At 60.5% G+C, this 20,962-nt stretch carries 22 protein-coding genes; 10 read left to right on the forward strand and 12 right to left on the reverse strand.

Annotated features, from left to right (window positions below; all coding sequences use genetic code 11):
- Positions 1–2 precede the first annotated feature (2 nt).
- The 3 genes from ilvM to ilvC are packed head-to-tail and all read right to left on the reverse strand — an operon-like array spanning position 3 to position 2,912.
- A complete protein-coding gene (ilvM, locus tag KUV52_RS06950; protein WP_222525212.1) occupies positions 3–266 on the reverse strand; it encodes an acetolactate synthase 2 small subunit in 264 nt (87 codons plus the stop codon).
- Positions 263–1,909 (reverse strand): acetolactate synthase 2 catalytic subunit, encoded by a 1,647-nt coding sequence (ilvG, locus tag KUV52_RS06955; protein WP_222525213.1) that lies wholly within the window; start codon positions 1,907–1,909, stop codon positions 263–265. The genes ilvM and ilvG overlap by 4 nt, the downstream gene beginning before the upstream one ends.
- A 4-nt stretch (positions 1,910–1,913) precedes the next feature.
- Positions 1,914–2,912, reverse strand: coding sequence for a ketol-acid reductoisomerase (gene ilvC, locus KUV52_RS06960; RefSeq protein WP_222525214.1), 999 nt, complete (start codon positions 2,910–2,912; stop codon positions 1,914–1,916).
- Between the two features lie 419 nt (positions 2,913–3,331).
- Between ilvC and KUV52_RS06965 the strand changes: the two genes are divergently transcribed.
- The 3 genes from KUV52_RS06965 (at position 3,332) to KUV52_RS06975 (ending at position 6,773) form a co-directional block, all read left to right on the forward strand.
- Complete coding sequence (locus tag KUV52_RS06965) at positions 3,332–4,849, forward strand: YifB family Mg chelatase-like AAA ATPase (RefSeq protein ID WP_222525215.1); 1,518 nt, start codon at positions 3,332–3,334, stop codon at positions 4,847–4,849.
- 76 nt (positions 4,850–4,925) lie between these two features.
- A complete protein-coding gene (locus tag KUV52_RS06970; RefSeq protein WP_222525216.1) occupies positions 4,926–5,816 on the forward strand; it encodes an acyltransferase in 891 nt (296 codons plus the stop codon).
- Positions 5,817–6,773, forward strand: a complete 957-nt coding sequence (locus KUV52_RS06975; protein ID WP_222525217.1) for an acyltransferase — start codon at positions 5,817–5,819, stop codon at positions 6,771–6,773.
- On the opposite strand, the gene KUV52_RS06980 is transcribed toward KUV52_RS06975, so the two are convergent.
- On the reverse strand, positions 6,703–7,203 hold the full coding sequence (locus KUV52_RS06980; protein ID WP_222525218.1) for a DUF523 domain-containing protein: 501 nt from the start codon (positions 7,201–7,203) through the stop codon (positions 6,703–6,705). The genes KUV52_RS06975 and KUV52_RS06980 overlap by 71 nt on opposite strands.
- A 193-nt stretch (positions 7,204–7,396) precedes the next feature.
- Here KUV52_RS06980 and KUV52_RS06985 point away from each other — a divergent pair, with 193 nt between their 5' ends.
- From KUV52_RS06985 to prpF, 5 genes are all read left to right on the forward strand, one after another.
- On the forward strand, positions 7,397–8,065 hold the full coding sequence (locus KUV52_RS06985; RefSeq protein WP_222525219.1) for a GntR family transcriptional regulator: 669 nt from the start codon (positions 7,397–7,399) through the stop codon (positions 8,063–8,065).
- The gene (gene prpB, locus KUV52_RS06990) at positions 8,062–8,934 is read left to right on the forward strand and encodes a methylisocitrate lyase (protein WP_222525220.1); all 873 of its coding nucleotides are present in this window, start codon (positions 8,062–8,064) and stop codon (positions 8,932–8,934) included. Before KUV52_RS06985 ends, prpB begins: the two co-directional genes overlap by 4 nt.
- 51 nt (positions 8,935–8,985) lie before the next feature.
- The gene (prpC, locus tag KUV52_RS06995; RefSeq protein ID WP_222525221.1) at positions 8,986–10,110 is read left to right on the forward strand and encodes a 2-methylcitrate synthase; all 1,125 of its coding nucleotides are present in this window, start codon (positions 8,986–8,988) and stop codon (positions 10,108–10,110) included.
- Positions 10,111–10,180: 70 nt separating this feature from the next.
- Positions 10,181–12,805: a Fe/S-dependent 2-methylisocitrate dehydratase AcnD gene (acnD, locus tag KUV52_RS07000; protein WP_315900191.1), complete on the forward strand. Its 2,625-nt coding sequence runs from the start codon at positions 10,181–10,183 to the stop codon at positions 12,803–12,805.
- Complete coding sequence (gene prpF / locus KUV52_RS07005; protein WP_222525223.1) at positions 12,802–13,977, forward strand: 2-methylaconitate cis-trans isomerase PrpF; 1,176 nt, start codon at positions 12,802–12,804, stop codon at positions 13,975–13,977. The genes acnD and prpF overlap by 4 nt, the downstream gene beginning before the upstream one ends.
- Positions 13,978–14,105: 128 nt before the next feature.
- Here prpF and KUV52_RS07010 read toward each other — a convergent pair whose 3' ends face one another.
- The 3 genes from KUV52_RS07010 to KUV52_RS07020 all read right to left on the reverse strand — a co-directional run bounded on the left by KUV52_RS07010 (position 14,106) and on the right by KUV52_RS07020 (position 16,217).
- Positions 14,106–14,504, reverse strand: coding sequence for a glycine zipper domain-containing protein (locus tag KUV52_RS07010; RefSeq protein ID WP_222525224.1), 399 nt, complete (start codon positions 14,502–14,504; stop codon positions 14,106–14,108).
- 110 nt (positions 14,505–14,614) lie between these two features.
- Positions 14,615–15,604, reverse strand: coding sequence for a sensor domain-containing diguanylate cyclase (locus KUV52_RS07015; protein WP_222525225.1), 990 nt, complete (start codon positions 15,602–15,604; stop codon positions 14,615–14,617).
- A 118-nt stretch (positions 15,605–15,722) separates the two neighbouring features.
- Entirely contained in the window at positions 15,723–16,217 is a 495-nt protein-coding gene (locus KUV52_RS07020) for a CIA30 family protein (protein WP_222525226.1), read from the reverse strand.
- A gap of 62 nt (positions 16,218–16,279) precedes the next feature.
- Between KUV52_RS07020 and KUV52_RS07025 the strand changes: the two genes are divergently transcribed.
- Positions 16,280–16,726, forward strand: coding sequence for a DUF2784 domain-containing protein (locus KUV52_RS07025; protein ID WP_222525227.1), 447 nt, complete (start codon positions 16,280–16,282; stop codon positions 16,724–16,726).
- Positions 16,727–16,831: 105 nt separating this feature from the next.
- On the forward strand, positions 16,832–17,059 hold the full coding sequence (locus KUV52_RS07030) for a cell division protein ZapB (protein ID WP_222525228.1): 228 nt from the start codon (positions 16,832–16,834) through the stop codon (positions 17,057–17,059).
- A 44-nt stretch (positions 17,060–17,103) separates the two neighbouring features.
- Here the strand turns inward: KUV52_RS07030 and KUV52_RS07035 are convergent, their stop codons facing one another.
- The 5 genes from KUV52_RS07035 to KUV52_RS07055 form a co-directional block, all read right to left on the reverse strand.
- Complete coding sequence (locus KUV52_RS07035) at positions 17,104–17,304, reverse strand: DUF1107 domain-containing protein (RefSeq protein ID WP_222525229.1); 201 nt, start codon at positions 17,302–17,304, stop codon at positions 17,104–17,106.
- Between the two features lie 263 nt (positions 17,305–17,567).
- Complete coding sequence (locus KUV52_RS07040; RefSeq protein WP_222525230.1) at positions 17,568–18,179, reverse strand: thiol:disulfide interchange protein DsbA/DsbL; 612 nt, start codon at positions 18,177–18,179, stop codon at positions 17,568–17,570.
- Positions 18,180–18,235: 56 nt separating this feature from the next.
- Positions 18,236–19,231 carry a serine/threonine protein kinase gene (locus KUV52_RS07045; protein WP_222525231.1) on the reverse strand — a complete coding sequence of 332 codons (996 nt, stop codon included), beginning with the start codon at positions 19,229–19,231 and terminating at the stop codon, positions 18,236–18,238.
- Positions 19,224–19,553: a DUF3630 family protein gene (locus KUV52_RS07050; RefSeq protein WP_222525232.1), complete on the reverse strand. Its 330-nt coding sequence runs from the start codon at positions 19,551–19,553 to the stop codon at positions 19,224–19,226. Before KUV52_RS07050 ends, KUV52_RS07045 begins: the two co-directional genes overlap by 8 nt.
- The gene (locus KUV52_RS07055; RefSeq protein ID WP_409996473.1) at positions 19,517–20,911 is read right to left on the reverse strand and encodes a protein adenylyltransferase SelO; all 1,395 of its coding nucleotides are present in this window, start codon (positions 20,909–20,911) and stop codon (positions 19,517–19,519) included. Before KUV52_RS07055 ends, KUV52_RS07050 begins: the two co-directional genes overlap by 37 nt.
- Positions 20,912–20,962: the final 51 nt, after the last annotated feature.

Below are 20,962 nucleotides of genomic sequence, written 5' to 3' on the forward strand. Positions count from 1 at the left end.
ACTTAAGCGTTGGCTGCGGCGGCGGGGGCCGACTCACAAGCCGTTTCGATGCGACAATCGGTCACATCAAACAATTTATCCAACTGACGGGTCAGTTGATCAATAGGCCGCTCGCTGCTGACGGTCACCGCCATCTGAGACTGGGTGCCGCGATAGGCCATATTCATGTTTCGGATGGTGAAGCCGCGATGGCGGGTCACCCGCAGCACGCGCTCCAGCACTTCCGGGCTCGGGTTCATCTCGATATACAAGGTGTGCTCGCTCATCGTTTCTCCTCCATCATTTCATCATTGGACGCACCGGGCGGAACCAGCGGCCAGACGTTTTCCTTTTCCGAAATTGAGACGTGCAGCAGATAGGGGCCTTCACTGGCCAGCATCTCCGCCAGCGCCTCCTCCACCTGGTCCTTACGCCAGATATGACGCCCCGGGATGTTGAACGCCGCCGCCATGGTGACGAAATCCGGATTGTCAGAGAGGTCGGTTTCGCTGAACCGCTCCTCAAAGAACAGCTCCTGCCACTGCTTCACCATGCCCAGACGCTGGTTATCCAGCAGCACGATTTTCAATGGCAACCGAGCCCGCTTGATGGTGGTGAGCTCCTGCACATTCATCATGAATGAGCCGTCACCGGAGACCAGTACCGACAGGTCGTCGGGACGGGCCAACTGGGCGCCAATCGCCGCCGGCAGGCCAAATCCCATGGTGCCGAGGCCAGCACTGGAGAGGTGGTTGCAGGGGCTGTCGAACCACATATGCTGCGCCACCCACATCTGGTGCTGGCCCACATCGCAGGAGACCATAGCGTTGCGGGGCAGACGCTCCGCCAGCCGCTTCAGCAGAGCCGGGGCATAGATGTTGGCGCCGGGGTGGTCATAGCGATGAGCACACTGCTGTTTCTGCTCATCGCAATGATCACGCCACTCCACCACGTCCATCGGCATCGCCATGGCCGGCAACACCCGACGCAGATCGCCACAGTAGGAGACCATCGCTTCCCGACGCTTACTGATCTCGGCCGGGTCGATATCCAGATGGATCACCTTGGCCTTGGGGGCAAAGGCATCCAGCTTGCCGGTCACCCGGTCATCGAAGCGGGCGCCGACGGCGATCAGCAGGTCACACTCCTGTACCGCCTGATTGGCAGCCCGGCTGCCGTGCATCCCCAGCATGCCGAGGAAGCCCGGTGTGCCGTGAGCGATGGCGCCGATCCCCTTGAGGGTGGTGACCGAGGGCATCCCGGTGATGCGGATAAACTCCCGCAACTCCGCCACCGCACCGGCCATGCCTACACCGCCGCCAACATAGAGCAGGGGGCGGCGGGATTCCGCCAACATCGCCTGCGCCACCTCCAGTTCAAAGGTGTCGTTGGCCGCTTCCGGCAGGGCTGGCTGGCGTCCCTGATAAGTCACCATCGCTTGCTGAATGTCCTTGGGAATGTCCACAAGCACCGGGCCGGGACGCCCCTCCATCGCCAGCTCGAACGCCTGATGCAGGGTCTCACACAGGGTGTCCACTGACTCCACCAGAAAGCTGTGCTTGGTGCAGGCCAGGGAGAGGCCCAACACGTCGATCTCCTGAAAGGCATCGGTACCGATCGCCACGCTGGGCACCTGACCGGTAATGGCCACCACCGGGATGGAGTCCATCATGGCGTCCGCCAGAGCGGTGATCAGGTTGGTCGCCCCCGGGCCGGAGGTGGCCATGCAGACCCCCACCTTGCCGGAGGCACGGGCGTAGCCGATAGCCGCAAAGGCCGCACCCTGCTCATGCCGACACAGCAGATGCTCAACCGGACTGTCATACAGGGCATCGTAAATTGGCATGATGGCGCCGCCAGGGTATCCGAACAGGGTGCGAACCCCCTGTTCCGATAACGCGCGTACTACCGCCTCCGCTCCGCTCATCATGGGCTTACTCTCCCCGCTTCAACCAGCTCATGCGACCGCGCAGATCCGCACCTACCGCCTCGATGGGGTGGCTGCACTCTTCGGTCTTACGGCGATGGTAATCGGCATTACCGGACTGATATTCGGCGATCCACTCGCGGGCAAACTGGCCGGTTTGGATCTCGCTGAGTACCTGCTTCATGGTCTCCTTGGCGCGGTCGTCGACAATGCGATCACCGCGGGTCAGGGCGCCGTAAGAGGCGGTGTCAGACACGAACTGGTGCATGCGGCTGATGCCCCCTTCGTAGAGCAGGTCCACGATCAGTTTCAGCTCATGCAAGCACTCGAAGTAGGCCAGCTCCGGCTGGTAACCGGCTTCCACCAGGGTTTCCCAACCCTTACGCACCATCGCAATGGCACCGCCACACAGCACCGCTTGCTCACCAAACAGATCGGTTTCGGTTTCCTCTTTGAAGTTGGTGGTCAGTACGCCACCGCGGGTGCCGCCAACGGCGTCGGCGTAGGCCAGTGCCTTGGCGTGGGCGCTGCCAGTGGCGTCCTGATGTACCGCCATCAGGCAGGGTACGCCGGCTCCGCGCTCATACTCGGTGCGAACCAGGTAGCCGGGGCCCTTCGGCGCCACCATGGTCACGTCGATCTCGGGGGAGGGCTTGATCAGGTCATACAGGATGTTGAAGCCGTGGCTGAACATCAGCATCGCGCCCGGCTTGATGTTCGGTTCAACGTGCTCCTTGTAGATCTCCGCCTGAGCCATGTCCGGGGTCAGCATCATGATGACGTCGGCGTCCTTAACCGCATCGGAGAAGGGCACCGGCTGCCAGCCTTCCGATTCCGCCTGCTGCCAGCTCGGGCCACCAGGACGCAGTCCAATCACCACGTTGGCGCCGCTGTCCCGCAGGTTCAGAGACTGGCCCCGACCCTGGCTGCCGTAACCCAGTACGGCAATGGTTTTTCCTTCCAGCAAACTCGGATTGGCGTCCGCTTGGTGATACATCTGGGTCATGGTGTGGCTCTCCGTAAGTAAATGACCTGAAAACAAAAAACCCCCCGGACCTTTCGGTGCGGGGGGCTTGGTGTCGTTTGGCTTCGTTGCTAGCTTCTGGCTCTGCCGCGTGCCACACCCTGACCCCCGCAGGTGACAATAATCACCACGGTAATCACGACTAGCACTAGTTCAATGGCAGAACGGAACATGATTTAGCTCTCAACAAAGTGAAAAATTTGGTGCTCAACTTATGAGCTTTTTTAGAGTTAGCACAGCGGATTTTCAGATGCAAAGATTAATTTGCACTCAACGGAAAATCAGTATGTAACAAAATGTTTATTTATCATTGGATAGCCTGTTAATCACTAAAATCCCTGAATAACCAATAATTTTTTTGACTAAGCGAGAGGGTTGGCTCACCACTTGGAGGTGGAAACATGAGTCTTTCCCGTGTGTTAAGTCGTGGCCAACTGGGCGTGGAAGCCCCTCAGGTCACGGTAGAAGTGCATCTGGGCGGTGGCTTGCCCAGCTTCACCATTGTGGGCCTGCCAGAGGCCTCGGTTCGGGAGTCCCGGGAGCGGGTCCGGGCAGCGCTGCAGTTTTCCGGATTCGACTTTCCCGCCCGTCGTATCACGGTCAATCTGGCCCCGGCGGATCTGCCCAAACAAGGGGGACGGTTTGACCTTCCTATAGCTCTTGGCATTCTCGCAGCATCAAAGCAACTTCCCGACAGTTGCCTGCACAATCGTGAATTTTATGGCGAACTCAGCCTATCAGGCGAAGTCCGTGCCATCACCGGCGTGCTGCCTGCTATTGTGGCCGGACACCAGGTCGGACATCGGCTCTACCTGCCAGAGGAGAACGGCGAGGAGGCGGCCCTGGTTTCGGAAGCGGACAGCCAGCTCTGCACCTCTCTGCTGACTTTGGTGGCGGGATTGCTTGGTCAGCAGCCCCTGCCTGTCCCCGTGGCATCACCAGTCCCCGCCAATGAAACGGAAGCCTGCCTGAGTGACATCGTGGGACAGGCCCACGCCAAGCGCGCCCTGATGATCGCCGCCGCAGGCAACCATCATCTGTTGCTGATGGGCCCGCCCGGCACCGGGAAAACCATGCTGGCCAGCCGCCTTGCCACCTTACTGCCGCCTCTCACCACGGAACAGGCCCTGGCGGTAGCTGCCATCCACTCGGTGGCGGGTCTGGCCCGAACCCGCCAGCATCGCCATCAACGTCCCTTTCGGGCACCGCACCACTCCTGCTCCGCCGCATCGCTGGTTGGAGGCGGCAGCATTCCCCGACCCGGCGAGATCTCCCTGGCCCACCATGGCGTGCTGTTCCTTGATGAACTGCCGGAGTTTCCCCGCTCCGTACTCGACAGTCTGCGGGAGCCACTGGAATCCGGCGAAGTGGTGATCTCCCGGGCCAGCGCCAAACTCACCTTCCCGGCCCGATTTCAGTTGGTAGCAGCGATGAATCCGGCTCCGTCCGGCGAAGTCGGTCAACACAGTCGCGATACGCCGGAGCAGATCCGCCGCTACCTTGGCCGTCTTTCCGGCCCCTTTCTCGACCGCTTTGATCTCACCATTGAGGTCCCCCGACTGCCACCCGGCAGCCTCTCTCAGCCAGAACCGGACAGTCTGACTAGCGCGGAGGCCCGCACACAGATTGAAAACGCCCGCCAGCGCGCCCTGGATCGTCAGGGCTGCCTGAACCAAGCGCTGCCCGGTCATCGGCTTGGGCCGGAGGTGGGCATCCCCAAGGCGGGGCTGGCGTATGCCGAACGGGCGGTCACGAAACTGGAGCTGTCGGTACGGGCCTATCACCGCATTCTGCGGGTCGCCCGAACCATTGCGGATCTGGCTGGTGAGGCGGAAGTGGGCAAGGCCCATATGGCGGAGGCGCTGGGCTATCGGGCGATGGACCGTTTGCTCAGGGAATTGTCATCAATGACTGGATAATGACGTCCAATCGGCGCTTGTTCGCTGCAGATGCACTGTTTACCATAGCCTTCGAGATGGATAGAAAGGAGTGGTTATGGTATCCACACTGCGTGGGTTGCTGTCGTTCAGTGGCTACGTCATCAATACCCTGTTCTGGTTTCCCTGGGTGCTGGTGCTGGGCGTACTGAAGCTGTTGCCGGTGGCGCCGCTCCGCCGGGGCTGTACTCGCCTTCTGGATGGCATCGCCAGCCTTTGGATCGGCATCAATAACCTCAACCAGCGTCTGCTCTCGCGCACCCGGGTGATCACCCACAACCTGCCAGAACTGAGCCCCAAGCAGTGGTATATGGTGATCGCCAACCACCAGTCCTGGGTGGATATCCTGATGCTGCAGCGCTTGTTTAACGGCAAGATCCCCTTTCTCAAGTTCTTCCTTAAGCAGGAACTGATCTACGTTCCCTTTATGGGGCTGTGCTGGTGGGCGCTCGATTTCCCCTTTATGCGCCGCTACAGCAAGAGTTTTCTGGCCAGGAATCCCCACCTGAAGGGCAAAGACCAGGAAGCCACCCGGAAAGCCTGTGAGAAGTTCCACTACCAGCCGGTAAGCATCATGAACTTTGTCGAAGGCACCCGCTTTACCCCGATCAAGCAGGCTCGTCAGCAAAGTCCCTTCCCTACCCTGCTCAAACCCAAGGTGGGTGGGGTAGCGATGTCCCTGGATGCGATGGGAGGGAAGCTCAAAAAGCTGCTGGATGTCACCATCTACTACCCCGCCGGGATCCCCAGTTTCTGGGACTATCTGTGCGGCCGTGTGCCCCGGGTGGATGTCTGGGTTGAGGAGCGTTGCCTGGAATCGGTTAATCAGTTGGATTACCAAAAACGTGAAGATAAAAGCGCGTATCAAAGCTGGTTAAACCAGATCTGGACCGAGAAAGCGGGTAAGCTTGCCGCCCTGGAATATCACCAAGAGACACAGGACCGCTGAATGTTGTCGTTTCTGCCTGCACCGATATTGGCGCCGATCAACGCCTTACTGGCCAGCCTGAACGTACTGTTCTGGGGAGGGCTGATCCTGCTCGCCGCCCCAATCAAACTGCTGCCCATTCCAGCCTTGCGGCGGCAGGTCACGGCTCTGTGTAACGCCTTTATGCACGGCTGGGTAGCGGTCAACTACTACCTGCTTCGAGCCACCACCAAAACCCGCTGGGAAGTGGAAGGGCTGTCTGAGAGTGGCCTCTCCAAGCAAGGCTGGTACCTGGTGCTGGCTAACCACCTGAGCTGGGCGGACATTGTGGTGGTGACCGTGGTTCTGCGTAACCACGTGCCGATGCTGAAATTCTTCCTCAAGCAGCAGTTGCTCTACATCCCCGTGATGGGATTGGCCTGCTGGGCACTGGATATGCCCTTTATGCGCCGCTACACCAAGAGCCAGATCGCCAAGAACCCCGCGCTAAAGGGCAAGGACATTGAAACCACCCGCCGCAGCTGCGAAAAATTCCGGGATCTGCCGACCTGTGTCATCAACTTTGTTGAGGGCTCACGACTGACCCCCAGCAAGCACCAGCGCCAGCGCAGCCCCTTCCGCTACCTGATGAAGCCCAAGGCGGGAGGCATCGCCTTCGCCCTCAATACTCTGGGTGAGCAGTTCGACCAGTTGCTGGACGTCACCATCATCTACCCCGATGCTCCGGAGAACATCATGTGGTCAATGCTGGGGGGCAAACTGGAGCGGATCCACGTTGCGGTGCGCACTCTGCCCATCAGCGATGTGCCGGTCGGTGACTATGACAACGACAAGGCGTACCGGGTGGAGTTCCAGCACTGGCTTAACGGTCTCTGGCTGGATAAAGACCGTACCATTACTCAGGTCCTTAATCAGAACACCGCTTTGCCGGACTTCTATCAAGGGCTTGAGTCAGCGCGTCCAGCTGAAACTCGTTAAACACCTGAATGCCGTGCTGCCGGAGCAGCGCGGCGGTTACCCCCTCTCCGGTAATCAGAGTGCCATCAAAACGACCCGAATAGATGCGCCGATTACCACATGAAGGGCTGTTGGCTTTCAGCAGAGCCAGCTCAATGCCGTAGCGCTGACACAGCGCCAGTGCGATCCGCGCCCCGCGATAAAAAGCCTCACTGACCTCTAGCCCCTCTGCGGTTACCACCCGCCCGTCTGCGCGCCGCTCAGCCGGTGGACGGGGAATCGCTAACCCTCCCTCCACCTCCGGACAGACACTCAACAGCCATCCCTGTTGCCGCCACGCCTCCAGGCGGGGATCGGACACCCCTTTCGCCTGACCGTCGTAGCGAACCGGCTGCCCCAGCAGACAGCCGCTAACCAACACCCGAAACTCCGAAGATTGTCGACAATCCATCTCACCCCCCATTGGCCCAAAGTCTAACAATCAAACTCAAAGCCTCGATTTTAATCGACTTTTACACCATTTGTTGCGTCATCTTGCCACTGAAAACCTGACGTCAACGTCAACACATTGTTGACAAAAAGAGTGATTGGGCGCACAGTTTTTGCACCATTTCTTACGCATCGAATCGTCAACAGGACAGATTGTGAGCGATCCCAAACAACCCACGCTGGCTGACCGCACGCTGACAGAGCTGCAACGCGCCATCGTTCAGGGCGAACTGCCCCCGGGCAGCAAAATCTCCGAGCAGGAGCTCGCCGCCCGTTATGGCGTCAGCCGGGGTCCGTTGCGTGAAGCCCTGCAGCGGTTGGAGCAGCGCCGCCTTGTGGAGCGCGTCCCCCATGTTGGCGCCCGGGTGGTTCGACTGACCCCGGAGAAGCTGGCTGACCTGTACCAGGTGCGCGCCGAACTTGAAGCGATGGCCTGCCGTCTGGCGGCACAGAACATCACGCAAGCCCAACTGGATGCCCTCTCTGACCTGCTCGATCGTCAGGAGGTGGTGTTCTCCCAGGACCCGCTTCCCCCATTCCAGGATGACATCGATTTTCATTTTGGCCTGATCCAGGCCAGTGGCAACACCACGCTGATCACCACACTGACTGGCGATCTCTACCACCAGCTACAAATGTACCGCTACCAATGCAGCAGTGGACGCCGACCTCTGGAAGCCCTGGCGCAACACCGCCGGATTCTGGAGGCCGTAGCTCAGGGCGACGGCGAACTCGCCGCCCTGTTGATGCGCCGCCATATCGAGGCTGGCGCCCGCCATACCGCTCACGTGCTGCGTCAAACCATGGAGGAGTTAACCGCATGACCCCAGGACAATCATTCCGCGACGCCGTCGCGACCGCCAAGCCCCTGCAGATCGTCGGCACCGTCAACGCCTACTTTGCCCTGATGGCAGAGCGGGTTGGGCATAAGGCCCTCTACCTCTCCGGAGCGGGCGTTGCCAACGCCTCCTACGGCCTGCCGGATCTCGGCATGACCTCCATGAACGACGTGCTGATCGACGCCGCGCGGATCACCTCCGCCACCGATCTGCCGCTGCTGGTGGACATCGACACCGGCTGGGGCGGCGCCTTCAACATCGCCCGCACCATCAAAGAGTTTGAGAAAGCGCGAGTGGCTGCGGTGCATATGGAGGACCAGGTGGCTCAGAAGCGCTGTGGTCACCGCCCCAACAAAGCCGTAGTGAGCATCGACGAAATGTGCGACCGCATCAAAGCCGCCGTCGACGCCCGTACCGATGACAGCTTCGTCATTATGGCCCGCACCGATGCGGTAGCGGTTGAGGGGCTGGAATCCGGCATTGAGCGGGCTCAGGCCTACCTGGAAGCCGGAGCGGACATGATCTTCGCCGAAGCCCTGACCGAACTGGACCACTACCGCCAGTTTAAGGCCAAGGTCAACGCCCCGATCCTGGCCAACATGACCGAGTTTGGTAAGACCGAACTGTTCGATAAGGAAGATCTGTTCCAGGCAGGCGCAGACATGGTGCTCTACCCACTGGGCGCGTTCCGTGCCGCCAACGCCGCCGCCCTGAAGGTGTTTGAAGCCCTGATGCAGGAGGGTCACCAGCGCAGCCAGGTGGAAGCGATGCAGACCCGCGCGGAGCTGTACGACTTCCTGAACTACCACAGCTACGAAGACAAGCTGGACACCCTGTTCAAGCAGGACAAGTAAGCCCTCATCAATCGGAACTGACGGATTAGAAAAAGGATAAGGAGCGTTAACATGACTAAGCCTCTTGGTGGCGCCGGCCTTCGTGGCCAAAGCGCCGGTGAAACCGCCCTCTGTACCGTAGGCAAGACCGGATCCGGCCTGACCTACCGCGGCTATGACATCGCGGTACTGGCGGACAAAGCTGAGTTTGAAGAGGTGGCCTACCTGCTGCTCTACGGCAAGCTGCCCAATGTGGCCGAGCTGGCCGCCTACAAGGCTCGCCTGAAGGGGATGCGCGCCCTGCCGGACGCCCTTAAGGTCGTTCTGGAGCAGATCCCCGCGGACGCACACCCGATGGATGTGATGCGTACCGGCTGCTCCATGCTGGGCAACTTGGAAACGGAGCAGGACTTCAGCCAACAGCATGACCATATCGACCGCATGCTGGCGATCTTCCCCGGTCTCATCAACTACTGGTACAACTTCAGCCACCACGGCAAGCGCGTTAACGTCGAAACCGAGGCGGATTCCATCGCCGAGCAGTTCCTCTGGACACTGCACGACGCCAAGCCGGACCCGCTGCACGTCAGGGTGATGCATGCCTCCCTCATCCTCTACGCCGAGCATGAGTTCAACGCCTCCACCTTCACCGCTCGCGTGTGCGCCTCCACCCTGTCCGACATCCACAGCTGCGTTACCGGCGCCATCGGCTCCCTGCGTGGTCCGCTGCACGGTGGTGCCAACGAAGCCGCCATGGACATGATCGAAAACTGGAACACCGCCGACGAAGCGGAAGACGCGATCATGGGCATGCTGGAGCGCAAAGCGAAGATCATGGGCTTTGGTCACGCCATCTACCGTGAATCCGACCCCCGCAACGCCATCATCAAAACCTGGTCCCAGAAGCTGGCCGAGCAGGTGGGCGACACCAAGCTGTACGCCGTATCCGAGCGGGTGGAAGCGGTAATGTGGCGCGAGAAAAAGCTGTTCTGCAACGCCGACTTCTTCCACGCCAGCGCGTATCACTTTATGGGGATCCCCACCAAGCTGTTCACCCCCATTTTTGTCTGTTCACGGGTCTCCGGCTGGACCGCACACGTGATGGAGCAGCGGGCCAACAACCGCATCATCCGTCCCAGCGCCGACTACACCGGCCCGGACAGTGCCGACTGGGTGAACATCGAAGATCGCCCCTGAAAGAACGGGGGCCATCGGCCCCCTTTTTGGCCCTCACCCCCGGCGGTGAGGGTGCGCCCGATAAGTTAAGGTGCCTGCTGTGAACAACACCGAATACCGTAAATCCCTGCCCGGCACTGGCCTGGACTACTACGACACCCGCGAAGCGGTCGAGGCGATCCAGCCCGGCGCGTACCTGACCCTGCCCTACACCGCTCGTGTGCTGGCTGAACAGTTGGTGCGCCGCTGTGACCCGGCGGAACTGACCGCCAGCCTGGAGCAGATCATCCAGCGTAAGCGTGACCGGGACTTCCCCTGGTACCCGGCCCGGGTGGTATGCCATGACATCCTCGGTCAGACCGCGCTGGTGGACCTGGCAGGGCTGCGTGACGCCATTGCGGAGCAAGGTGGCGATCCCGCTGCCGTCAATCCCGTCGTGCCGACCCAGTTGATCGTGGATCACTCCCTGGCGGTTGAGCACGCCGGGTTTGATCCCGAGGCGTTTGAGAAGAACCGCGCCATCGAAGAGCGCCGCAACGCCGACCGTTTCCACTTTATCGACTGGTGTAAAACCGCCTTCAAGAACGTCGATGTGATCCCCGCCGGTAACGGCATCATGCACCAGATCAACCTGGAGAAGATGTCCCCGGTGATTCAGGCCCGGGACGGCATCGCCTTCCCCGACACCTGCGTTGGTACCGACAGTCACACCCCCCATGTGGACGCCCTCGGCGTGATCGCCATCGGCGTCGGCGGTCTGGAAGCGGAAACCGTGATGCTGGGTCGCCCCTCCATGATGCGACTGCCGGAGATTGTCGGCGTCAAACTCACCGGCCAACGTCAGCCCGGCATCACCGCCACCGACATCGTGCTGGCACTGACCGAATTCCTGCGTCAGCAGCGGGTGGTCTCCGCCTACCTGGAGTTCTTTGGTGAAGGGGCGGACAGCCTCACCATCGGTGATCGCGCCACCATCGCCAATATGACGCCGGAGTTTGGCGCCACCGCCGGGATGTTCTACATCGACCAGCAAACCCTGGATTACCTCACCCTGACTGGCCGCGAGCCGGAGCAGGTGAAGCTGGTGGAGCAGTACGCCAAAACCACCGGGCTCTGGGCCGATGACCTGAAAACCGCCCACTATGAGCGGGTGCTGGAGTTTGATCTCTCCGCCGTCTGCCGCAATATGGCGGGCCCCTCCAACCCGCACCGCCGTCTGCCTACCAGCGATCTGGCCCAGCGGGGTGTCGCCGGTCATCTGGCGGAGGCTCAACAGGAGGAGGCGGAAGGCAAGCTGCCGGATGGTGCGGTGATCATCGCTGCCATCACCAGCTGCACCAACACCTCCAACCCCCGTAACGTGGTGGCTGCGGGTCTGTTGGCCAAGAAGGCCAATGATCTGGGGCTGGTGCGTAAACCCTGGGTGAAGTCCTCCTTCGCGCCGGGCTCCAAGGTGGCCAAGCTCTACCTGGAAGCCGCCGGTCTGCTGCCGGAACTGGAAAAGTTGGGCTTTGGCATCGTGGCATACGCCTGCACCACCTGTAACGGCATGAGCGGCGCGCTGGATCCGGTGATCCAGCAGGAGATCATCGACCGCGATCTTTACGCCACCGCCGTGCTCTCCGGCAACCGTAACTTTGACGGACGTATCCACCCCTACGCCAAGCAGGCGTTCCTCGCCTCGCCCCCGCTGGTGGTGGCCTACGCCATCGCCGGAACCGTGCGCTTTGATATCGAGCAGGATGTGTTGGGCCATGACGCCCAGGGCAACCCGGTCACCCTCAAGGATCTCTGGCCCTCCGACGAGGAGATCGACGCCATCGTCCGCGACTGTGTGAAGCCGGAGCAGTTCCGCTCTGTCTACGAGCCGATGTTTGACCTCACCGTGGATTACGGTGAGCAGAACAACCCACTGTATGACTGGCGCCCCATGTCCACCTACATCCGTCGTCCCCCTTACTGGGAGGGTGCCCTGGCCGGTGAACGTACCCTGAAGGGGATGCGTCCGCTGGCTCTGCTGGGTGACAACATCACGACCGATCACCTTTCCCCCTCCAACGCCATTCTGGCCAGCAGTGCCGCCGGGGAGTACCTGGCGAAGATGGGCCTGCCGGAGGAGGACTTCAACTCCTACGCCACCCACCGTGGTGACCACCTCACCGCCCAGCGCGCCACCTTCGCCAACCCCAAACTGCTCAATGAGATGGTGCGGGATGCCGAAGGGGAGGTGCGCCAGGGCTCACTGGCCCGCGTCGAGCCGGAGGGTCAGGTCACCCGCATGTGGGAGGCGATCGAAACCTACATGGATCGTAAGCAACCGCTGATCATCGTGGCAGGCGCCGATTATGGTCAAGGCTCCAGCCGTGACTGGGCGGCCAAAGGGGTACGTCTGGCGGGTGTGGAAGCGATCGTGGCGGAAGGGTTTGAGCGGATCCACCGCACCAACCTGGTGGGCATGGGCGTGCTGCCGCTGGAGTTCAAACCCGGCACCACCCGCCTCACCCTGGGTCTCGACGGTACCGAAACCTACGATGTGCTGGGCGAACGCACCCCCGGCGCAACGCTGACCCTGCTGATTCACCGCGCCAATGGCGAAACCGTTGAGGTGCCGGTGACCTGTCGCCTCGACACCGCCGAAGAGGTTTCGGTCTACGGGGCGGGCGGCGTGCTGCAACGCTTTGCCAAGGACTTCCTGGCCAGTGAGGGGGCACAATGAGCCACCTTCCCCAACGGAAAATCCCCGCCACCTACATGCGGGGTGGCACCAGCAAGGGGGTGTTCTTCAGGCTGGACGACCTGCCACCAGAAGCGCAGGTTCCCGGCCCGGAGCGGGACGCCATCCTGCTGCGGGTGATCGGCAGCCCCGATCCCTATGGCAAACACACTGACGGCATGGGCGGCGCCACCTCAAGCACCAGCAAGACGGTGATCCTGTCCAGAAGCGAGCGGTCGGAACACGATGTGGACTACCTGTTTGGTCAGGTGGCGATCGACAAACCCTTTATCGACTGGAGCGGCAACTGCGGCAATCTGACCGCTGCCGTAGGGGCCTTTGCCATCGAAAATGGGCTGGTGGCGGCGGAGCGGATCCCTCACAACGGCTTCTGCACTGTGCGGATCTGGCAGGCCAACATCGGCAAAACCATTCTGGCCCGGGTGCCGATCAGCGACGGTCAGGTGCAGGAGACCGGCGACTTTGAGCTGGACGGGGTGACCTTCCCCGCTGCCGAGGTTGCGGTCACCTTCAGCGATCCGGCCGATGGGGCGTTGTTTCCCACCGGGCAGTTGGTCGACACCCTTGAGGTGCCTGAGCATCTGGTGGCCGGAGGCCAACTTGAGGTGACGCTGATCAACGCCGGTATCCCCACCGTGTTCGCCCGGGCGGAAGATCTTGGCTACTCCGGCACCGAGTTGCAGGAGGCGATCAACGGGGATGCCGCCGCGCTTGAGCGCTTTGAGCAGCTTCGGGCATACGGCGCCCTGAAGATGGGTCTGATCCAGGATCTCAGCGAAGCCGCCACCCGGGCCCATACGCCGAAGATCGCCATCGTATCCGGCCCGAAGGCGTACACCGCCTCCAGTGGCAAAGGGATCGATGCCAATCAGATCGACCTGAATGTACGGGCGCTCTCCATGGGCAAACTGCACCACGCCATGATGGGCACTGCCGCGGTGGCCATCGCCGTGGCCGCCGCCATTCCCGGTACGTTGGTCAACGAGGCAGTTGGCAAGCCGGTCCAAGAGGGAGTTCGCTTTGGCCACCCCTCGGGTACCCTTAAAGTCGGTGCGGAAGTGGTGCAGGAGGCGGGTCACTGGCAGGCTCGCTCCGTCACCATGAGCCGCAGTGCCCGGGTGCTGATGGAAGGGCTGGTGCGCATTCCACAGTGACCTGGCGCCAGAAGAGATATCGGGTCCCCACCCAAACCATTGCCCCGCATCCGCGGGGCTTTTTTTGATGTCCGGTTCCGGGCACAAAAAAGCGCGGCTCACTGGCCGCGCTCTTTGATAACGGTGGGTTACTCCGCTTCGACGCTGGGTTGCTGTGCCTTCATTTCGGCGATCTGGCGCTCCAGTTCGAGGATTCTCAGCTCCGCTTCCAGCTCATCCGCCCGCTTCTCGGCATCGCTGCGGTTGTCCTGCTTCAGGGCATCGGCGGTCTGGGCATTTCGGGCGTTCTCCCGGGCCTGCTCAGTATCGTGCATGGTGCCCGCTACACCGCCAGCAACGGCACCGGCAACGGCCCCTTTGGCGGCCAGTTCCGCATCGCCGGTCAAAGCTCCGGCAGTCAGGCCAATCAGCGCTCCACCAGCCGCGCCCTTGTTACGGGACACGTTCTCATTGTCATGGTCAAACGCCGGACTGGCGCAGCCCACCATCAGGGCAGAGGCAAACAGGGCAATCAGGGTGCGTTTCATGGCGACGTCCTCCGGGAACTCAGTCAAGGTGACAGGCTCGCAACTACTGGCCTTCGAAATTAGGGACGCAGTGTGCAGGAGGATGGAATCCCGGGCTACTTAATAAACAATTAAGCGTCCAGCTCCGCCATCTGTGCTAGCGAGGCCGACATCGCTCCCGGCTTGTCCCGGTACATACGACGGTCCGCCTCCATCAGCAACATATCCAGCGGCACAGGCTCATCCGGTGACCACTCCACCAGGCCGCAGGCAAACTCCACCTGGTAGGGCTTCTCCTCGCAAAGCACTCTCAGCCGGTTGCGTAACCGTTTAATCAGAGCCTGGGCTGCCTGCGGTCGACTGCGGGGAAAGAGTACCGCGAACTCGTCGCCCCCAAGCCGGGCGGTCAGGTCATTGACCCGGAAGGTTTCCTGCATCGCCTGCCCCATCAATTTGAGGGCGACATCCCCTTCGGCATGACCATAGGTATCGTTGATCTGCTTGAAGCCGTTGAAATCCAGGTAGGCCAGAACGCCAGAGCTGCGGCGACGGGCGCAGAGTGTCAGGGCGTGCTCTGCCATCATCATGAAACCACGGCGGTTGGAGAGGCCGGTCAGTTCGTCCCGGGTGGCCAGCTCCGTCACATTGATTTCGCGCTCGGTGATGCGGGCGAGGTCCCACAGGGCCTGGCGCTCAGCGGGAGACAGGGTACGAGGCTTGGTGTCCTTGATGCAGAAAGCGCCGATCCGCTGTCCATCCAGGGAGGTGAGCGGGCAAGCGGCGTAGAAGCGGATGTTGGGGTGACCCACCACCATGGGATTCTGCTCAAAGCGGGAGTCGGTCAATGCGTCCGAGACCTCAAACAGGTCATCATCCAGAATGACGTGGCCACAGAAGGAGATCGACCGCGGGGTTTGGATCACATCAACCCCGACACGGGACTTAAACCATTGGCGATGTTCATCCACCAGGCTGATGATGGCGATGGGCACATCAAACAGGCGCTGGGCCAGACGGGTCAGCCGGTCAAATCGTTCCTCCACCGGAGTGTCCAGCAGATGCAGGCCACGAAGACTGGCCAGGCGTTGATGCTCATCCAGGGGCCAGGCCGGTACTATCACTTCACTCTTCCTCTCGCTAGCCGCCGCTCAGGCCCCAAAGAACGCCACTTTAACCCAGCCAATATGGCGCGCCAGAGGAAGGGAGCAAATCTGAGAGTTCACCAGCAACTTGAATGCGTTAGTGGGAAAAGGCTTCTGTCTGAACCGCCTGGATTGAGGCCAGCGTCAACGCGAAGGGGCCGGCTTGTTGATGGGCGATCAGCAAACCCAACTGCTGCACCTCAGACCATTGCAACGGCGGAGCATCATCAACCGGGCGGCCCCGATAGGTCGCGGTAAAGTCCTTGAGCGAGAAAGTTACCTCCCGCCACGTCTCCGCCGGCGCAGCAAACACCACGGCGTAGACCACCCCATCCAGTGCCGAGTGGGTACGCAACCGCAGTTGGTAACGCTTGCCATCACCACGCACCCTTAATCGCAGCGCTCCAGTCTGGTCTGGCAGTCGCACGGGGCGGCGTACTGAAGCGAAACCGCCGCCATTAGCCAACGACAGATTGCCCTCAAAGCACCCACCCGCTTCGCACGCCCGATATCGAGCCTGGGACACTCCGCCCATCACACCATCGTTGATTGCCCGCCAGGGGGATTCTTCCTGAAGATTGAGTTGCCACATCCTGACGCTCCGCTCCGTCGTTCCCTCGGTCTCCTACTTATACTGAACCCGGGAGGCAAATCATGCCGAATATTTTCTGGGCCTGGGCTGCAGAGTTGGTGTTGGTGACACACTGGTTGTTTGTGCTTTTCGTCGTAGGCGGACTGCTGCTGATCTGGCTGGGAAATGTCTGGAACTGGCGCTGGGTGCGTCACCGGGGATTCCGCTGGCTCCATCTGGCGGCAATCGGCGTGGTGGTGGCCCAGTCCTGGCTGGGGCAAATCTGCCCCCTCACACGGCTGGAGCAGTGGCTCAGACAGGAAGCGGAACAGTCCGGGTTTCAGGGCAGCTTTATTGCCCACTACCTGAATCAGTGGCTCTACTTTCAGGCACCCTGGTGGGCATTTGTTCTGGCCTACACCGGATTTGGCCTGCTTGTCCTTTTCACCTGGTGGTACATCCCCCCGACACGCAACGTCGCCCCAAAATCGTCGGCGAGCAAATCAGCCAAAAACACTGAAATTCGGTGACTAATCCACCTGCTCATTCCGTCGCCAGTCGTTATCAGAGGCATATCCCACGGGCGTTGGGATTGCTAAAATCGAGCCCTGACACCGAAGTAAGGACTGACACAGATGAGCCTGGAGTTACTGGAGCAACTGGAGTCCCGGGTACAAAACGCCCTGGACACCATGGAGCTGATGCAGCTGGAGCTTGAGGAAGAGAAACAGCGCAGCAGCGAACTGGCGTCACAGCAGCAGCAGTTGGAACAGGAAAACCAGCAACTGCGACAAGAGCTGTCCGCCTGGCGCAGTAAGATCGAAGGCCTGCTGGGGCGCCTGCCCACTGACAGCGTGGCCTGAGGATCAAAAAAGGGTGGGAACAACCCCACCCTTTTTTTATCCGCTTAACACCCCGGAGCCGGAGTCAGAATCTCATTAAGCTCGGTAATGGCTGAGCGCACTTTTGGCAGCGGTCGCTGCGGCATCACAAAACGCCCATTCCGAAACTCCAGTGTCCCAAGGTGTTTCACCATCACCACACCGTCACGAAAAATGCGCGCGTGTTTGGCAATCAACCTGGGAGCGTAAAGCGGAAAAATTCTCACGGCGACATCCTTTACTCGTTGATTCTCTTACGCCAGTTCAGACCGATCTTAGCGCAAGCGGTTTCCTTCCCAGAACAAAAATTCGCATGCGGGAGAAGTTTCAGTTCAGACTGCTTGGTCTGACCTTTAGCATCCTGCGGATTTCGTTGCATTTGCTCTAAAAAAGCCGCGGGAATAGTACGGACTTTCGGACGAAAAAAAAGGCGGCCTCCCGTTTGGAGCCCGCCTTTTCTGTACAGAAAAGCTTACAGCATTTTCGCGACTTAGCCTTTCTTGGCCAGGTAGTTCAGCAGTTCAACCAGCTCATCCAGAGACTGAACGCTGCCCACATCCACCACGTACTTACTGTTGACCATCAGGGCCGGTACGCCGCGAATGCCGCTGTCCTGCTGCGCCTTCTTCCACTTCTTCATCATGCTGTTGACCATAAAGCTGCTGGAAGCTTTATCAAAGTCAGTGGCGGAGACGCCGTTGTCCACAAACACCTGGCGCACATCATTGCTGGAAGCGAAGTTGCGGCGCGCATCGTGGATGGCGGAGAACAGGGCTGGCTTAATGGTGTCATCCACCTTCAGCACCTGAGCAATGGCCAGAGCGCGAGTCATCTCCGGGCCCATCTCACGGCCAATGAAGTCCACATGGTTTTGTTCAAACTTCACGCCTTCAGCAAGGCCAGCTTTGATCTGAGGGACGTAGTTCTTCTCAAAGGTGTAGCAGTGGGGACAGTAGAAGGAGAAAAACTCAGTAATGGTAGGCTGCCCGGTGTAGGGGCTCTGATTGAAGGTGGTGTAATGAGTGCCTTCCTGGAAGTCTGCAGCAAAGGCACTCAGGGGCGCCAGAACCAGGGCAAAGGCGATGGCCAGCAACTTTTTCATTGGGTGTTCTCTTCGAGTTAACAGAAAGATGCAGCACCAAGAGTGCCACAGGTTCGTCAGGGATTGTAGCCCGGAGCCAACGAGAGCGGCGGCTCATCCAGCGCCGCCAACTGCTCTTTAAGCGCCAGCACCTGCTGCTCCCAGAATTTGTCCGTACCAAACCAGGGAAAGTTCCGGGGAAACGCCGGATCACTCCAGCGCTTTGTCAGCCACGCCAGATAGTTGATCATTCTCAGCGCCCGCAGAGGCTCGATCAGCCTGAGCTCTGCGCTGTTCAGTGAGGCAAAAGTCTCATACCCCTCCAGCAGCACATCCAGCTGCAACAGCTGACTGGCGCGGTCACCATTAAGCATCATCCATAGGTCCTGAATCGCCGGACCGGATCGGGCGTCATCCAGATCCACGAAGCTGGGGCCTTCATCCACCCAGAGGATGTTGCCCGGATGCATATCACCGTGCAATCGCAGAGTGGTGAAGGGCTGAGAAAGGGGCGCCTCAATGCGAGCCAGTACCTGATCCAGCACGGTAAAAAACGGGGTCTCGATATGGGGCCCCAACTCGGCCTGACGCTGGAGCAGATCCCGGGCCTGATGGCCAAACTCAGCAAGACTCAGTGCAGGACGGTGGGCGAATGGGGTGCGGCGGCCCACCTGATGAAGTCGACCGATAAATCGGCCCACCGCTTCCAGCTGATCGAGGTTATCCACCTCAAACTGGCGCCCACCGACGCTGTACCAGAGAGCGAACCGATAGCCCTGATGCTCAAACAGCGTCTCACCCTCAATGCTGATCGGTGCCGCCACCGGAACCTCACTGTCCGCCAACTCCTGGGCAAACTGATGCTCTTCACGGATCTGCGCCTCACTCCAGCGTTGAGGCCTATAGAACTTGGTGACGTAGCGACGGCCATCCTCAGCCCGAAACTGGTATACCCGGTTCTCATAGCTGTTCAGCGGCAACAGGCCGGTTTCCGGGTACACGCCCAGGCTCTCGACCGCATCCAGCACCACATCCGGCGTCAGAGAGTGAAAATCAAAGCGGGCTTCAGACATGTTCAGCCCTCACTTGTGCGGCGATAAACGCCACCACTTCCGCCCCCTCTTCAGCGGTTTCTCCGGGTTGAAGCCATAGGGTTTCGCACAGCGCTTCGTATTGCAGACTCAAGGGGGTGTCCTCAAAGGTGACGGGCCAGAAGAGGCGGTCCGCGCCGAGCTCAACCGGGCCCAATTGACACTCAAGCCTCGCCATTAACAGCGGCGCCAGGGATTCCGTCTCCTCCTGACTCAAAGGGCAGTGCCAGAGCAACTGCTGTCGCTCTGTGCTGAACTGGGGTTGCCCTAACTTGAACAGGAGAGGGTGATCTGTTGACTCCATGATGGCGCATCGCCTCGTAAATCGTCGTACTGAGGCTCAGGATCATAGGGTCGGCATAAGGCTCGGTGCAAGCGAGCCAGGGGTCCGTTATCACCCTGCTCCGCCGCCTCAATCGCCTGTTGAGCCAGATGCGTTCGCAAAATCAGGGCCGGGTTGGCCCGGGCCCGCTCCGCTTGCCAGTGGCTTAGGGTCCCGGGATTCCCTACTCTTGCCTGGTATTGTGCCCACCACTGTTCGAACCCCTCCTGCTGGCCCAGAAGCGGATGCAACGGGGTATCCTTGCTGCCGGGGTCCAACTGAGCAAAGGTGCGCAGAGTGTTGCTGTAATCCACTCCGGCCGCCGCCATCAGGTTGAGCAATCCGCCAATCAGCGGCAGGTCCGCCGCCGTCGCCTCCTCAATCCCCAGTCGGGCCCCCATTCGGGAGAGGTAGCGGGCAATCAGCACCGGCTCGTAATCGCTCAGCGCCGCCTTCAGACCCTCATCGTCATGCCATGGGGTCAGGGTGACGGCCAGCCGATTCAGGTTCCACAGGCCGATGCCGGGCTGCTGGTCAAAGGCGTACCGCCCCTCATGATCCGAATGGTTGCAGACATAGCCGGGATTGAAGGTGTTCATAAAGGCAAAGGGGCCGTAATCAAAGGTCTCGCCCAGAATCGACATGTTGTCGCTGTTCAACACCCCATGGCAGAAGCCAAACGCCTGCCAGTCGGCCACGGTTTCTGCGGTACGGGCAACCACCGCTCGCAACCACGCCAGCTTGGGATCCCCCTCCCCATTCACTTCAGGGAAATGGTGCTGAATCGTGTCTTCAATCAACGCCTCCAGCTTCTCCTCCTGACGGGTGTAGAGAAAGTACTCAAAGTGGCCGAAGCGCAGATGACTGGGACTGACGCGCACCGTGATGGCACCGGTTTCCTGAGTTTCCCGCCAGACAGGCGTCTCCGAGCCAATCACTGCGAGTGCCCGAGTGGTGGCAATCCCCAGGTGGTGCAGCGCCTCGCTGGCCAGGAATTCCCGGATGGCGCTGCGCAGCACCGCCCGACCATCACCGCCCCGGCTGTAGGGAGTAGGGCCGCTGCCTTTGAGGAAAAGCTCCAGCCCATTTCGCTCCCCCAGATGCAGCCCACGCCCATCGCCCAGTCGCGGGGTATATCCCCCAAACTGATGGCCACTGTAAACCTGGGCAAAGGACGGCCAGGGCAGGGGCGAGGCCGAGCCTGACAGCAACGACAAGGAGGCATCATTCTGTTCCAGCCCGAGGCGCTGCCCCATCGTCTCGCTCCAACCCACCCAGCGTGGATTATCCAGAGGAGCTGGCATCACAGCGCTGCCCAACCAGGGCAACCGTTGGCCAATACCCCCTTGCCATGCTGTGTCCTTTTCCGTCAGAGTCTTACTCAATTGCTA

Origin of the sequence: Ferrimonas balearica (assembly GCF_019802055.1) — a bacterium.
Lineage (GTDB): Bacteria > Pseudomonadota > Gammaproteobacteria > Enterobacterales > Shewanellaceae > Ferrimonas > Ferrimonas balearica_A.

What these genes read in the sequence shown, in the direction of transcription:
- ilvM (WP_222525212.1), bottom strand. Translation starts at nt 266, where the DNA reads ATGAGCGAGCACACCTTGTATATCGAGATGAACCCGAGCCCGGAAGTG.
- ilvG (WP_222525213.1), bottom strand. Translation starts at nt 1,909, where the DNA reads ATGATGAGCGGAGCGGAGGCGGTAGTACGCGCGTTATCGGAACAGGGG.
- ilvC (WP_222525214.1), bottom strand. Translation starts at nt 2,912, where the DNA reads ATGACCCAGATGTATCACCAAGCGGACGCCAATCCGAGTTTGCTGGAA.
- KUV52_RS06965 (WP_222525215.1), top strand. Translation starts at nt 3,332, where the DNA reads ATGAGTCTTTCCCGTGTGTTAAGTCGTGGCCAACTGGGCGTGGAAGCC.
- KUV52_RS06970 (WP_222525216.1), top strand. Translation starts at nt 4,926, where the DNA reads ATGGTATCCACACTGCGTGGGTTGCTGTCGTTCAGTGGCTACGTCATC.
- KUV52_RS06975 (WP_222525217.1), top strand. Translation starts at nt 5,817, where the DNA reads ATGTTGTCGTTTCTGCCTGCACCGATATTGGCGCCGATCAACGCCTTA.
- KUV52_RS06980 (WP_222525218.1), bottom strand. Translation starts at nt 7,203, where the DNA reads ATGGATTGTCGACAATCTTCGGAGTTTCGGGTGTTGGTTAGCGGCTGT.
- prpB (WP_222525220.1), top strand. Translation starts at nt 8,062, where the DNA reads ATGACCCCAGGACAATCATTCCGCGACGCCGTCGCGACCGCCAAGCCC.
- prpC (WP_222525221.1), top strand. Translation starts at nt 8,986, where the DNA reads ATGACTAAGCCTCTTGGTGGCGCCGGCCTTCGTGGCCAAAGCGCCGGT.
- prpF (WP_222525223.1), top strand. Translation starts at nt 12,802, where the DNA reads ATGAGCCACCTTCCCCAACGGAAAATCCCCGCCACCTACATGCGGGGT.
- KUV52_RS07010 (WP_222525224.1), bottom strand. Translation starts at nt 14,504, where the DNA reads ATGAAACGCACCCTGATTGCCCTGTTTGCCTCTGCCCTGATGGTGGGC.
- KUV52_RS07020 (WP_222525226.1), bottom strand. Translation starts at nt 16,217, where the DNA reads ATGTGGCAACTCAATCTTCAGGAAGAATCCCCCTGGCGGGCAATCAAC.
- KUV52_RS07025 (WP_222525227.1), top strand. Translation starts at nt 16,280, where the DNA reads ATGCCGAATATTTTCTGGGCCTGGGCTGCAGAGTTGGTGTTGGTGACA.
- KUV52_RS07030 (WP_222525228.1), top strand. Translation starts at nt 16,832, where the DNA reads ATGAGCCTGGAGTTACTGGAGCAACTGGAGTCCCGGGTACAAAACGCC.
- KUV52_RS07040 (WP_222525230.1), bottom strand. Translation starts at nt 18,179, where the DNA reads ATGAAAAAGTTGCTGGCCATCGCCTTTGCCCTGGTTCTGGCGCCCCTG.
- KUV52_RS07045 (WP_222525231.1), bottom strand. Translation starts at nt 19,231, where the DNA reads ATGTCTGAAGCCCGCTTTGATTTTCACTCTCTGACGCCGGATGTGGTG.
- KUV52_RS07050 (WP_222525232.1), bottom strand. Translation starts at nt 19,553, where the DNA reads ATGGAGTCAACAGATCACCCTCTCCTGTTCAAGTTAGGGCAACCCCAG.